The sequence below is a fragment of the Janthinobacterium sp. 17J80-10 genome, assembly GCF_004114795.1.
In the GTDB taxonomy this organism is placed as follows: domain Bacteria; phylum Pseudomonadota; class Gammaproteobacteria; order Burkholderiales; family Burkholderiaceae_D; genus Paucimonas.
The window spans coordinates 1,363,119-1,375,804 of sequence record NZ_CP035311.1 but is presented as its reverse complement, the minus strand read 5'-3'; the positions used below and the strand labels follow the sequence as shown (position 1 = coordinate 1,375,804).

Sequence of the window (12,686 nt, the reverse complement as noted above, 5' to 3'; positions counted from 1 at the left end):
CTTTCAGGAAAACTCAGCTACATTGCTGCAAGTATTTCTTTCCTGACGCACTATCCAACCGCAAAGACCGCAGCGCACATGGCCACTTCCACCACCACCCTGGGTGTAAAGCTCGACGAAGCAACGCGCGAGCGCCTCAAAGAGGCAGCCCGCAAGATTGACCGCACGCCGCACTGGGTGATCAAGCAATCGATCTACAACTACCTGGAATCGCTCGAAAGCGGCCTGCCGCTGCCGGAATTGCAGGGCCTGGCTACACGGCTCGCGGCCGGCGATATCGATGCCGTGGAAGCCCTGCCGCCGTCGCAACACCAGCCTTTCCTGGAATTCGCCGAAAGCATCCTGCCGCAATCCGTGTTGCGCGCGGCGATCACGGCAGCGTACCGCCGCCCCGAGCAGGAAGTCGTGCCCATGCTGCTGGAGCAGGCGCGCCTGCCTGCCGACCTGGCCGCCGCCGCCCACAAGCTGGCCGTTGACCTCGCCAGCCGCCTGCGCAAGCAAAAGAGCGCCAGCGGCCGTGCCGGCGTGGTGCAGGGATTGCTGCAGGAATTCTCGCTGTCGTCGCAGGAGGGCGTGGCGCTGATGTGCCTGGCCGAGGCGCTTTTGCGCATCCCCGACAAGGGCACGCGCGATGCCCTGATCCGCGACAAGATCAGCAATGGCAACTGGCAGCAGCACCTCGGCCACAGCCCGTCCATGTTCGTCAACGCAGCCTCGTGGGGGTTGCTCATCACCGGCAAGCTGGTCGCGACCCATAATGAAGGGGGGCTATCCAGCTCGCTCAACCGCATCATCGGCAAGAGCGGCGAACCGCTGATCCGCAAGGGCGTGGACATGGCGATGCGCCTGATGGGCGAACAGTTCGTCACCGGCGAAACCATCGGCGAGGCGCTGGCCAACGCCGGCGCCAATGAAGCCAGGGGTTTCCGCTATTCCTACGACATGCTGGGCGAAGCCGCGCTGACCGAGCACGACGCTGCCCGCTACCTCGCCTCTTACGAGCAGGCGATCCATGCCATCGGCAAGGCGTCGCACGGGCGCGGCATCTACGAAGGCCCCGGCATTTCGATCAAGCTGTCCGCCCTGCATCCGCGCTACAGCCGCGCCCAGTACGAGCGCGTCATGGATGAGTTGTACCCGCGCCTGCTGGCGCTCACCCGCCTGGCGCGCCAGTACGATGTCGGCCTCAACATTGATGCCGAGGAAGCCGACCGCCTGGAAATCTCGCTCGACCTGCTCGAGCGCCTGTGCTTCGAACCTGCGCTTGCGGGCTGGAATGGCATCGGCTTCGTCATCCAGGCTTACCAGAAGCGCTGCCCCCATGTGATCGATTACGTGATCGACCTGGCGCGCCGCAGCCGCCACCGCCTGATGATCCGCCTGGTCAAGGGTGCCTATTGGGACAGCGAGATCAAGCGCGCCCAGATCGACGGCCTGGAAGGCTACCCTGTCTATACGCGCAAGGTGTACACCGATGTTTCCTACATCGCGTGCGCACGCAAGCTGCTGGCCGTGCCTGAAGCAATCTACCCGCAATTCGCCACGCACAATGCGCATACGCTGGCGGCGGTATACCACCTGGCCGGGCAGAATTACTATCCCGGACAATACGAATTCCAGTGCCTGCACGGCATGGGCGAGCCGCTTTACGAACAGGTGGTGGGCAAGGCGGCCGACGGCAAGCTCAACCGTCCCTGCCGCATCTATGCACCGGTCGGCACGCATGAAACCCTGCTGGCCTACCTGGTGCGCCGCCTGCTGGAAAACGGCGCCAACACCTCGTTTGTGAACCGCATTGCCGACGCCGCCATCTCGATCGATGAACTGGTCGAGGATCCGGTCGCCCGCATCGAGGCAATGACCGCAGCCGAAGGCGGCTGCGGCCTGCCGCATCCACGCATCCCGCTGCCGCAATTTTTGTATGGCGAATCGCGTGCCAACTCGCGCGGCATCGACCTGGCCAACGAACATCGCCTGGGCTCGCTGTCTTCCGCGCTGCTGGGCAGCGGCCATGCCGACTGGCGCGCGCACCCCATGCTGGGCTGCGCCGTGCGCGAGCGCGACGGTGTCCCGGTGCTGAACCCGGCCAGCCACCGCGATATCGTCGGCCGCGTCCATGAAGCCGGGCCCGACGATATCGCCCCTGCGCTGCAGGCATCGCTTGCCGCCGCGCCAATCTGGCAGGCCACCCCGCCGGCCGAACGCGCCGCCGCGCTGGAGCGCGCCGCCGACCTGATGGAGAGCGAGATCCAGCCGCTGATCGGCTTGCTGGCGCGCGAAGCCGGCAAGACCTTTACCAATGCCATTGCCGAAGTGCGCGAAGCCGTGGATTTCCTGCGCTATTACGCCCTCCAGGCGCGCGAGGATTTTGCCAATGACAGCCACCGCCCGCTGGGCCCGGTGGTGTGCATCAGCCCATGGAACTTCCCTCTGGCAATTTTCACCGGCCAGGTGGCTGCGGCGCTTGCCGCAGGCAATACCGTGCTGGCAAAGCCCGCGGAACAGACCCCGCTGGTGGCCGCCCAGGCCGTGCGCATGCTGCTGCAGGCCGGCGTGCCTGAGGGCGTGGTGCAACTGCTGCCTGGCAAAGGCAGTGTCGTCGGCGACGCCCTGGTCTGCGACGAACGCGTCAAGGGCGTGATGTTTACCGGCTCCACCGAGGTCGCCTGCGGCATTGCCGCCAGGCTGGCCGGCCGCCTCGATTCCCATGGCCGCCCGGTGCCGCTGGTCGCCGAGACCGGGGGGCAGAATGCCATGATCGTCGATTCCTCGGCATTGACCGAACAGGTGGTCACCGACGTGGTCGCCTCCGCCTTCGACAGCGCCGGCCAGCGCTGCTCGGCCCTGCGCGTGCTGTGCGTGCAGGAAGACGTCGCCGAACGCGTGATCGACATGCTCAAGGGCGCCATGGCGCAATGCCGCATCGGCAACCCGGACAATTTTGACATCGATATCGGCCCGGTCATCGACGCTCGCGCCCAGGCAGGCATCGACAAGCATATCGAGGCCATGCGTGCCAGGGGGCGCCGCGTGCACCAGATCGCGCGCAGCGACGATACTGTGCTGCAGAACGGCACCTATGTGTTGCCGACCATGATCGAACTCGACAGCATTGCCGAACTGGAGCGCGAAATCTTCGGCCCCGTGCTGCACGTGGTGCGCTACCGCCGCGAAGACCTGGACGCCTTGATCGACCAGATCAATGCCACCGGCTATGGCCTGACGCTGGGTGTGCATACGCGCATCGATGAAACGATTGCCCGCGTGGTCGAGCGCGCCCATGCCGGCAATATTTACGTCAACCGCAACATGGTCGGCGCGGTGGTCGGCGTGCAGCCCTTCGGTGGCGAAGGCTTGTCCGGCACCGGGCCCAAGGCCGGCGGCCCGCTGTACCTGTACCGCCTGCTGGCCACCCGCCCGGCCGATGGCGTTGCCCGCACCTTCATGCGCATGGATGCGCTTGTCCCTGCCGATGCGCAATTGCGCACGACCCTGCAGGAACGCCTGGGTGCACCGCTGGCCGCCCTGAAGGACTGGGCCAGGCAGCAAAAGCTGGACACGCTGGCCAGCCAGTGCGACACGTTCGCGGCCCTCTCGCAGAGCGGCCTGTCGCGCACCTTGCCGGGCCCGACCGGCGAGCGCAACACTTACCGCCTGCTGCCGCGCGAGACTGTGCTGGGCCTGGCAGACAGCGATGCCGACCGCCTGTGCCAGCTGGCTGCCGCGCTGGCAGCCGGTTGCGCGCTGCTGTGGCCGGATGACGACGGCTGCGGCAAGCTGCACGCCAGGTTGCCGCAGCCGGTGCGCGCGCGCATCGGCCTGACCGCGGACTGGACCTCGGCCGATGCGCGATTCGACGCCGTGCTGCACCACGGCGACAGCGACCAGTTGCGCGGCGTGTGCGAACAGGTCGCACGCCGCAAGGGGCCCATCATCGGCGTCACCGGCCTGGCCCGCGGCGAAACGGCGGTGCCGCTGGAACGCCTGCTGATCGAACGTGCCATCAGCGTCAATACCGCTGCCGCCGGCGGCAACGCCAGCCTGATGACCATCGGCTGACGCGCTGGGCAATTGAATGAATACCGCAACAGGAAAACCGAGCATGCAATCCGAGAAGCACAACAACCCGGCACATCTCTCCTTCGCCGAACTCAAGGCGCTGCTGGCGCGCATTTTCGAGCGCCATGGCACGTCTGCCGAAGTGGCGGAGGTACTTGCCGACAATTGCGCCAGCGCCCAGCGCGACGGCGCCGACAGCCACGGCATCTTCCGCATGCCCGGCTATGTTTCCACGCTGGCCAGCGGCTGGGTGGATGGCAAGGCGGTACCCGAAGTCAGGGATGCCGCGCCCGGCTTCATCACCGCCGATGCAAAGAATGGCTTCGCCCAGCCGGCGCTGGCGGCGGCCCGTTCGCTGCTGATCGAAAAAGCCCGCACCAATGGCATCGCCCTGCTGGCAATCCATAATTCGCACCATTTTGCCGCGCTGTGGCCGGACGTCGAACCCTTTGCCCGCGAGGGGCTGGTGGCGCTGTCCTTTGTCAACAGCATGGCATGCGTGGTGCCGCACGGCGGCACGCGGGCATTGTTCGGCACCAATCCGATCGCTTTTGCCGCGCCGCGCGAAGGCGCCGACCCGCTGGTGTTCGATCTGGCCACCAGTGCGATCGCCAATGGCGACGTGCAAATCGCCGCGCGGGAAGGCAAAATGCTGCCGGAAGGGTATGGCGTGGACCGCGACGGCCAGCCGACGTGCGACCCCAAGGCCATCCTCGACGGCGGCGCCCTGCTGCCTTTCGGCGGCTACAAGGGCTCGGCCCTGTCCATGATGGTGGAACTGCTGGCGGCCGCGCTCACCGGCGGCAATTTTTCGTTTGACTTCGACTGGTCCGGCCATCCGGGCGCGCAAACACCCTGGACGGGCCAGTTGCTGATTGTTATCGACCCGTCTAAAGGCGCAGGCAACAATTTTGCCCGGCGCACCGAGACGCTGGTGCGGCAGATGCAGGCCGCCGGCCAGCCGCGCCAGCCAGGCGACCGCCGCTACCGCCAGCGCGCGCTGGCCGAAAAAGAAGGTATCCCGATTGCAGTCGCGGAACTGGCGCGCTTGCACGCCCTGGCGAAAGCTGGCTGATGGTCTGACGCCCCGTTTAGCGACTCCGCCGCCGCACCGGCTTGTCATTGACAAGCCGGATTCTCGTCATATGCTTAAAGGTTCAAGGCAGAAATGCCGACGCGCCCGCTTGGCCAAGGCATTCGCGCAGTTTTCTTTCAACCAACCCAAGGTGAAATTGATGGCAGCAATGATGAAGGCAGCGGTGTTTATTGAACCCGGACGCATCGAATTGGCGGACAAGCCGATTCCCGACGTCGGTCCGAATGATGCGCTGGTACGGATCACGACCACGACGATTTGCGGCACCGACATCCATATCCTCAACGGCGAATATCCCGTCGCAAAGGGCCTGACGATCGGACATGAACCGGTGGGCGTGATTGAAAAGCTGGGCAGTGCCGTGCAGGGCTACCAGGAAGGCCAGCGCGTCATCGCCGGCGCCATCTGCCCCAACTTCAATTCGTATGCCGCCCAGGATGGCGCGCCGTCCCAGGATGGCAGTTACCTCATCCCCAGCGGGCGCTGCGGCTGCCATGGCTACAAGGCCACGGCCGGCTGGCGCTTCGGCAACATGATCGACGGCACCCAGGCCGAATACGTGCTGGTGCCCGATGCGCAAGCCAATCTGGCGCCGGTGCCGGACGGCCTGACGGATGAACAGGTGCTGATGTGCCCGGACATCATGTCCACCGGCTTCAAGGGCGCGGAAAACGCCAACATCAGGATCGGCGATACCGTCGCGGTGTTTGCGCAGGGACCGATCGGCCTGTGCGCGACCGCCGGCGCGCGCCTGCTGGGCGCCACCACCATCATCGTCGTGGATGGCAACGACCAGCGCCTGGGCGTCTCCAAGACCATGGGCGCAGACATCACGCTGAATTTCAGGAACTGCGATGTGGTGGACGAGATCATGAAGCTGACCGGGGGCCGTGGCGTCGATTCATCCATCGAGGCGCTCGGCACGCAAGGCACCTTCGAAGCGGCGCTGCGCGTGCTGAAGCCCGGCGGCACCCTGTCGAGCCTGGGCGTGTATTCCAGCGACCTGAAGATTCCCCTGGCAGCTTTCGCCGCCGGCCTGGGCGACCACCGGATCAATACGGCGCTCTGCCCCGGCGGCAAGGAACGCATGCGCCGGCTGATGAACGTGGTGGCGTCTTCCCGTGTCGACCTCGGCGTCCTGGTCACCCATCATTACAAGCTCGACGACATCGTGTCCGCCTACGACCTGTTTGCCAACCAGCGCGACGGCGTGCTGAAGGTGGCGATCAAGCCAGCCTGAGGCTGGCTTGACCGGCACGTCACCAGACTCAGATCCCCAGCCTGGCGCCCGCGCCAAGCAGGGTCGCAATACCGAGGATGGCAAAAATCGCGGCGGCGATCGAGTGCACCAGTTTCATGGGGATCTTTGCCGCCAGCTTGTCGCCGGCAAACACCGCCGGCACATCCGCGATCAGCATGCCCAGGGTGGTGCCGATCACCACCATCAGCGGCGCAGCATAATGCGCGGCCATGGCAACGGTGGCGATCTGGGTCTTGTCTCCCATCTCGGCCAGGAAGAAAGTGATCAGCGTGGCGCCGAACACGCCAAAGCGCTTGGCGACCTGGGTTTCCTCTTCCTCGATCTTGTCGGGGATCAGGGTCCAGATGGCCATGCCGATGAACGATACCCCCAGCACCCAGCGCAAGACTTCCGGCGTGATGCTGGCCGTGATCCAGGCGCCCAGCGCGCCGGCCAAACCATGATTGACGATGGTCGCGCACAGGATGCCGGCAATGATCGGCAAGGGCTTCTTGAAGCGGGCAGCGAGGAGGAAGGCGAGCAGTTGCGTCTTGTCGCCGATTTCAGCGAGGGCAACGACGCCGGTTGAAACGAGAAGGGATTCCATGAACTTGAGATATTCCACAGCCGGGCAGTAAACGAATGACCACGACGCTTCCCCCGGCCTGCACGGAAGCGATGTGGTCAAAGGTCTTGCCAAGTTGCAGAACTGCTTATGCCATGACCTGCGGGTCAAGTGTGTTGACATAAGCCTCTTCGGGGGAAGAGCGGCTACTCCCCAATGACTGCCGTAATGATACCGCAAGACATCCCGCCAGTCGAGGACCGGCGCGGGATGCCATTCAGGCATCGATCTCGCAGCGCGCATCCACGGCGGTGCCGCGCGCGGTCATGCCGAGCTTTTCCAGCAGGGCGCGGTCGGCGTCGATTTCCGGGTTGCCCGTGGTGAGCAGCTTTTCGCCATAGAAGATCGAATTGGCACCGGCCACGAAGCACAAGGCCTGCACCGTCTCGCCCATCTGCCGGCGCCCTGCCGACAGGCGCACCCGCGCTTTCGGCATGGTGATCCTGGCCACCGCCACCGTGCGCACGAATTCCAGCGGGTCGATCGGCTCGGTGCCGTACAAGGGCGTGCCTTCCACCTGCACCAGGTTATTGACCGGCACAGATTCCGGGTACGGGTCCATGTTGGCCAGCTGCGCAATCAGGCCGGCGCGCTGCAGGCGCGATTCGCCCATGCCAACGATGCCGCCGCTGCACACCTTGATGCCGGCGCCGCGCACCCGCCCCAGGGTATCCAGGCGGTCCTGGTATTCGCGGGTGGAAATGACGTCGCCATAGAATTCCGGCGCCGTGTCGAGGTTGTGGTTGTAATAATCCAGGCCGGCGGCGCGCAGGCGCTCGGCCTGGCCCTGCCCCAGCATGCCCAGCGTGACGCAGGTTTCGAGCCCCAGGGCTTTGACTTCGCGCACCATTTCCTCGACCTTAACCAGGTCGCGGTCTTTCGGCTCGCGCCAGGCCGCGCCCATGCAAAAGCGGTTGGCGCCATGCGCCTTGGCTTCGCGCGCTGCCTTGAGCACGGTGTCCAGCGGCAGGATCTTTTCAGCCACCACGCCGGTATCGTAGCGCGCTGCCTGCGGACAATAGCCGCAATCTTCGGAGCAGCCGCCGGTCTTGATCGACATGAGCGTGGCCAGCTCGACTTCGGCCGGGTTGAAGTATTCGCGGTGCGCCTGCTGGGCGCGGTAGAGCAATTCCGTGAAGGGCAGCTCGAACAGGGCGACGATGGCGTCCACCGGCCACTTGTCGGCCACGACGGGCGCAACGGGTGCAGGGGAAGGCTGGAATACGAGGGGTTGTGCGGACATGATTAATTCCTTTAAAACGATAGCCCTACGGGCGGACATCCGGCGCCGGAATCGCAGGCACACCCTGCTCTTGTGCGGCCTTCTCCTGCGCGGCAAGCGCGCGCTTGAAACCCTCGCGACTGCGCAGGCGCTCCCAGTAAGCCAGCACCGCCGGGGTGAATCGCGGCTTGAGGCCCAGGTGCTCGGCCAGCAGCAAGGCGTAGCCCACTGAAACGTCGGCAGCCGTAAAGCGGTCGGCCACGAGATAATCGTGCTGCAAGAGCAGCGGCTCCAGGCTGCGCAAGCGCGCCAGGAACCACTTGGCATAGTCTTCGGCAACTTGCGGCGAACGCCGCTCCACCGGCTCGAAGTGCGCGTAGCGCAGCACCAGCGTTTGCGGAAACGTCAACGTCGCTTCGCCGAAATGCAGATAATTCAGGTAGGCGCCATAACCGGCTTCGTCCGGCGTCACGTTCAGTGGCGTAGCGCCGGCGCGCGCCGCCAGGTACTGGCACATCGCGGCCGATTCAGTCATGCGCACATCACCGTCGAACAACACCGGCACCGTGCCCAGAGGATTAATTTCCAGGTAGCCCCGCTCCAGAACGCGCGGCGGAAACGGCAGCATCTTGAGTTCGTAGGGCCCGCCGAGCTCCTCCAGCATCCACAGGGGGCGGAAGGAACGCGCGCTCATGCAGTGATACAAGGTAATCATGTGGCAAAGCTCCCGGACCTAGTTGCGCTTGGCCAGCAAGGCGCGCGATACGCGGGAGTTCGGCGCGCGATTCAGCACGCCGCTGATCCAGGCGGCGCAATCCACCAGGGCATTGAGGTCAACGCCAGTCTGCACGCCCAGGCCATCGAAGAGATAGACCAGGTCTTCGGTTGACACATTGCCGGTCGCCCCCTTGGCGTAGGGGCAGCCGCCCAGACCCGCGATCGAACTGTCGAACGAGCGCAGTCCGAACTGGTAGGAGGCATACACGTTGGCGACAGCCATGCCATAGGTGTCATGGTAATGGCCGGCCAGTTTGCCGACCGGCGCCACGCGCGCGACGGCTTCGAGCATGCGCAGCACTGAAGCGGGCGTGCCGGCGCCGATGGTGTCGCCCAGCGAAATTTCGTAAGCGCCCAGTTCCATCAGGCGTGCCGCGACTTGCGCAACTTTTTCCGGCGCGGTCGGGCCATCGTAGGGGCAGGCAACGACGCAGGAAATGTAGCCGCGCACGCGGATGCCCTGCTGCTTTGCCGCCTCGAAGATCGGCACAAAGCGCTCGATCGATTCGGCAATCGAGCAATTGATGTTCTTTTGCGAGAATCCCTCGGAAGCGGCAGCAAACACCGCCACTTCCCTGGCACCGGCAGCAGCCGCCGCCTCAAATCCCTTGAGGTTGGGTGTCAGCACCGGATAATTCACGTTCGGATAGCGTTCCGGCGAAGGCAGGCCCGCCATGATCTCGGCATGGTCGGCCATCTGCGGCACCCACTTGGGCGAAACGAAGGAAGCCGCCTCGATATCCTGCAAGCCGGTTTGGGCGAGACGTTCGATCAGCTCCAGCTTGGTCGCCGTGCTGACGACTTCCTTCTCGTTTTGCAGGCCGTCACGCGGCCCGACTTCAACGATGCGTACTTGCCGTGTCATTCTGTCACCTCGAATTCGACCAGTTCTGCGCCATCGGCAACCTGGTCGCCAGGCGCGTACGAAAACGCCTTGATGGTGCCATTGGCAGGTGCGGTAATGGTGTGTTCCATTTTCATGGCTTCCATCACCAGCAGCGGCGCGCCTTTTTCGACAGTGGCGCCTGGCTGCGCCAGCAGTGCCACGATCTTGCCCGGCATTGGCGCGCGCAGGCCGCCGGTGGCTTCGTCGCCTTCGCCACCGGTATGCAGATTGTCAACGCGCGCCAGCGGCCATGCGCGGCCGTCAACGAAGACGTGACGGCGCTCGGCTGCAATTACCACGGCGGCGTGCACGCGGCGCTCGCCCAGTTGGGCATGCAGCTTGCCGTTGCCTTGCAGGACGCCGCGTGCAAATACGCGGCTGTCGCCGACCGACAGTTCCCATCCGCCGGCCGCGGCAGTCACGCCGACGTCCTGGCGCACTTCGCCATGACGCAGGGCGATGGTGCGTTGGCCACGGCCATTCAGGCGCCAGCCGTCCAGCCCAAGCCAGGGCGAACCGCGCTCGACCGATTTTTCCGCGGCACCGGCTTCATGGAGCAATTCCGCCAACACGGCGAGCAGCCAGGCGGTCTCGGGCACGGCTGCGGCCGCAGGGAACAGGGTCGCTTCCTCACGCTCGATCAGGCCGGTGTCAAGATCGGCGTTGGCAAACGACGGGCAAGTCACCAGGCGCGTCAGGAATTCGATATTGTTGGCCACGCCTACCACGCGATACTGCGTCAGAGCCTTGCGCATGCGCGCCAGCGCCTGGTCGCGGTCGTGGTCCCAGACAATCAGCTTGGCGATCATCGGATCGTAATAAGGCGTGATTTCGTCGCCCTGCTCGACGCCGGTGTCGATACGCACATGATCGGACTCGGTCGGCGGCGCCAGGTGCAACAGGCGCCCGGTGGATGGCAGGAAGCCTTTTTCCGGCTCCTCGGCATAGACGCGCGCTTCGATGGCGTGGCCGTGGATGGCGAGCTGGCTCTGCGCCAGCGGCAGCGGTTCGCCAGAGGCCACGCGCAATTGCCATTCCACCAGGTCGAGGCCGGTGATCATTTCGGTGACCGGATGCTCCACCTGCAGGCGGGTGTTCATTTCCATGAAATAGAAGCTGCCGTCCTGGTTGGCGATGAATTCCACCGTGCCGGCGCCGACATAGCCAACTGCCTTGGCGGCATCGACCGCGGCCTTGCCCATGGCGGCGCGGCGCTCCGGCGTCATGCCGGGAGCCGGCGCTTCTTCCAGCACCTTCTGGTGGCGGCGCTGCACCGAGCAGTCGCGCTCGAAGAGATAGACGCAGTTGCCCTTGGTATCGCCGAACACCTGGATCTCGATGTGGCGCGGCTTCAACACGTATTTTTCCACCAGCACGTGGTCGTCGCCGAAAGCGTTGATCGCTTCGCGCTTGCAGGATGCCAGCGCCGCAGCGAAGTCAGCTGCCGCATCGACGCGGCGCATGCCCTTGCCGCCGCCGCCGGCGGAAGCCTTGATCAGGACAGGGTAACCAATGCCTTGCGCCTGCTCAGCGAGAAACTCCGGTTCCTGGCGGTCGCCATGGTAACCAGGGGTCAGCGGCACGCCGGCCTTGTCCATCAGCGCCTTGGCAGCCGATTTCGAGCCCATGGCCCGGATGGCGGACGCCGGCGGCCCGATAAAGACCACGCCGGCCTGCTCGCAGGCTTCGGCGAATTCTTCATTTTCAGACAGGAAGCCATAGCCGGGATGGATCGCCTGCGCGCCGGTCTGCTTTGCGGCTTCGAGGATGCGCTCGGCCACCAGGTATGAGGCGCGCGCTTCGGCGCCGCCGATCAGCACGGCTTCGTCGGCCATGCGCACATGGCGCGCGTTGGCGTCCGCCTCGGAATACACGGCCACCGTCGCGATACCCATGCGGCGTGCGGTCTTGATGACGCGGCAGGCGATTTCGCCGCGGTTTGCAATCAGAATTTTCGTGAACATGCTTGTTTTCCTCAGTTTCTTGTCCATGCAGCGGGGCGTTTTTCGAGGAACGCCGTCAAGCCTTCGCGGGCTTCCGGGGTTGCCCGTGTTTTCGCGATGCGATGTGCGGTGTCGTCGATCAGCGCAGCGGTAATTGGCCGGTTGGCCACCGCGCGGATCAGGTCGGCCGATGCGGCCTGCGCCTGCGGGCCGCCCGCCAGCAAGGCGCCAACGATGGCGTCGACCTGGGCGTCGAGCTGCTCCGGCTCGGCGACTTCATGGGCCAGGCCGATTTCCCGGGCGCGCGCGGCGACGATGCGCTCGGCGGTCTGGAAATAGCGGTACGACTGGCGCTCGCCGATGGCGCGCACCACATACGGGCTGATCACGGCAGGAATGATGCCCAGCTTGACTTCGGAGGTGGCAAACGACGCCTGGGTCGAAGCGACGCAAATATCGCAGGCCGCGGCCAGACCCATGCCGCCGCCCATGGCCGCGCCATGCACGCGGGCGATGGTCGGCTTGGCGCACTCCGACAGCGTGCGGAACAGCTCGGCCAGGCGGCGCGAGTCGGCGACATTGTCTTCCACCGGGGCGCTGCCCTGGCGCTTCATCCAGTTCAGGTCGGCACCGGCGGAAAAGCTCTTGCCGCGGCCGGCCAGCACGATGGCGCGCACGCTGGCGTCATCGCCGAGCGCCGACAGCGCGTCGGTGAGTTCGGCAATCAGGGTTTCGTCGAAGGCATTGTGCACTTCGGCGCGATTCATCCAGAGCCAGGCGACGCTGGCGTCGGCGGCGCCGCGGCGTTCGATTTCGATTGTTGTATAAGTCATGCCGG

Annotated in this window: 9 protein-coding genes and 1 riboswitch; of the genes, 3 read left to right on the top strand and 6 right to left on the bottom strand. The window is 65.2% G+C overall.

All coding sequences use genetic code 11. The annotated features are described in order from the left end of the window. Positions 1-78: 78 nt before the first annotated feature. The 3 genes from putA to EKL02_RS06220 all read left to right on the top strand — a co-directional run bounded on the left by putA (position 79) and on the right by EKL02_RS06220 (position 6,395). Positions 79-4,059, top strand: a complete 3,981-nt coding sequence (gene putA, locus EKL02_RS06230) for a trifunctional transcriptional regulator/proline dehydrogenase/L-glutamate gamma-semialdehyde dehydrogenase (protein WP_128901241.1) — start codon at positions 79-81, stop codon at positions 4,057-4,059. 43 nt (positions 4,060-4,102) lie between these two features. Further along, positions 4,103-5,134 (top strand): Ldh family oxidoreductase, encoded by a 1,032-nt coding sequence (locus EKL02_RS06225; protein WP_128901240.1) that lies wholly within the window; start codon positions 4,103-4,105, stop codon positions 5,132-5,134. A 160-nt stretch (positions 5,135-5,294) separates the two neighbouring features. Then, complete coding sequence (locus tag EKL02_RS06220) at positions 5,295-6,395, top strand: NAD(P)-dependent alcohol dehydrogenase (protein WP_128901239.1); 1,101 nt, start codon at positions 5,295-5,297, stop codon at positions 6,393-6,395. Positions 6,396-6,423: 28 nt separating this feature from the next. Here the strand turns inward: EKL02_RS06220 and EKL02_RS06215 are convergent, their stop codons facing one another. The 6 genes from EKL02_RS06215 to EKL02_RS06190 all read right to left on the bottom strand — a co-directional run bounded on the left by EKL02_RS06215 (position 6,424) and on the right by EKL02_RS06190 (position 12,681). Next, positions 6,424-7,002 (bottom strand): TMEM165/GDT1 family protein, encoded by a 579-nt coding sequence (locus EKL02_RS06215; protein WP_128901238.1) that lies wholly within the window; start codon positions 7,000-7,002, stop codon positions 6,424-6,426. 11 nt (positions 7,003-7,013) lie between these two features. Continuing rightward, a riboswitch (yybP-ykoY riboswitch) is annotated at positions 7,014-7,187 on the bottom strand. Positions 7,188-7,237: 50 nt separating this feature from the next. Then, positions 7,238-8,263, bottom strand: coding sequence for a biotin synthase BioB (gene bioB / locus EKL02_RS06210; protein WP_128901237.1), 1,026 nt, complete (start codon positions 8,261-8,263; stop codon positions 7,238-7,240). Positions 8,264-8,288: 25 nt separating this feature from the next. Next, positions 8,289-8,957 carry a glutathione S-transferase family protein gene (locus EKL02_RS06205; RefSeq protein ID WP_128901236.1) on the bottom strand — a complete coding sequence of 223 codons (669 nt, stop codon included), beginning with the start codon at positions 8,955-8,957 and terminating at the stop codon, positions 8,289-8,291. A gap of 18 nt (positions 8,958-8,975) precedes the next feature. Then, entirely contained in the window at positions 8,976-9,884 is a 909-nt protein-coding gene (locus EKL02_RS06200) for a hydroxymethylglutaryl-CoA lyase (RefSeq protein ID WP_128901235.1), read from the bottom strand. Beyond that, positions 9,881-11,869, bottom strand: coding sequence for an acetyl/propionyl/methylcrotonyl-CoA carboxylase subunit alpha (locus EKL02_RS06195; protein WP_128901234.1), 1,989 nt, complete (start codon positions 11,867-11,869; stop codon positions 9,881-9,883). The genes EKL02_RS06200 and EKL02_RS06195 overlap by 4 nt, the downstream gene beginning before the upstream one ends. An 11-nt stretch (positions 11,870-11,880) precedes the next feature. Further along, a complete protein-coding gene (locus tag EKL02_RS06190) occupies positions 11,881-12,681 on the bottom strand; it encodes an enoyl-CoA hydratase/isomerase family protein (RefSeq protein ID WP_128901233.1) in 801 nt (266 codons plus the stop codon). Positions 12,682-12,686 lie beyond the last annotated feature (5 nt).

What these genes read in the sequence shown, in the direction of transcription:
- EKL02_RS06220 (WP_128901239.1), top strand. Translation starts at nt 5,295, where the DNA reads ATGGCAGCAATGATGAAGGCAGCGGTGTTTATTGAACCCGGACGCATC.
- bioB (WP_128901237.1), bottom strand. Translation starts at nt 8,263, where the DNA reads ATGTCCGCACAACCCCTCGTATTCCAGCCTTCCCCTGCACCCGTTGCG.
- EKL02_RS06215 (WP_128901238.1), bottom strand. Translation starts at nt 7,002, where the DNA reads ATGGAATCCCTTCTCGTTTCAACCGGCGTCGTTGCCCTCGCTGAAATC.
- EKL02_RS06205 (WP_128901236.1), bottom strand. Translation starts at nt 8,957, where the DNA reads ATGATTACCTTGTATCACTGCATGAGCGCGCGTTCCTTCCGCCCCCTG.
- EKL02_RS06225 (WP_128901240.1), top strand. Translation starts at nt 4,103, where the DNA reads ATGCAATCCGAGAAGCACAACAACCCGGCACATCTCTCCTTCGCCGAA.
- EKL02_RS06200 (WP_128901235.1), bottom strand. Translation starts at nt 9,884, where the DNA reads ATGACACGGCAAGTACGCATCGTTGAAGTCGGGCCGCGTGACGGCCTG.
- EKL02_RS06195 (WP_128901234.1), bottom strand. Translation starts at nt 11,869, where the DNA reads ATGTTCACGAAAATTCTGATTGCAAACCGCGGCGAAATCGCCTGCCGC.
- putA (WP_128901241.1), top strand. Translation starts at nt 79, where the DNA reads ATGGCCACTTCCACCACCACCCTGGGTGTAAAGCTCGACGAAGCAACG.
- EKL02_RS06190 (WP_128901233.1), bottom strand. Translation starts at nt 12,681, where the DNA reads ATGACTTATACAACAATCGAAATCGAACGCCGCGGCGCCGCCGACGCC.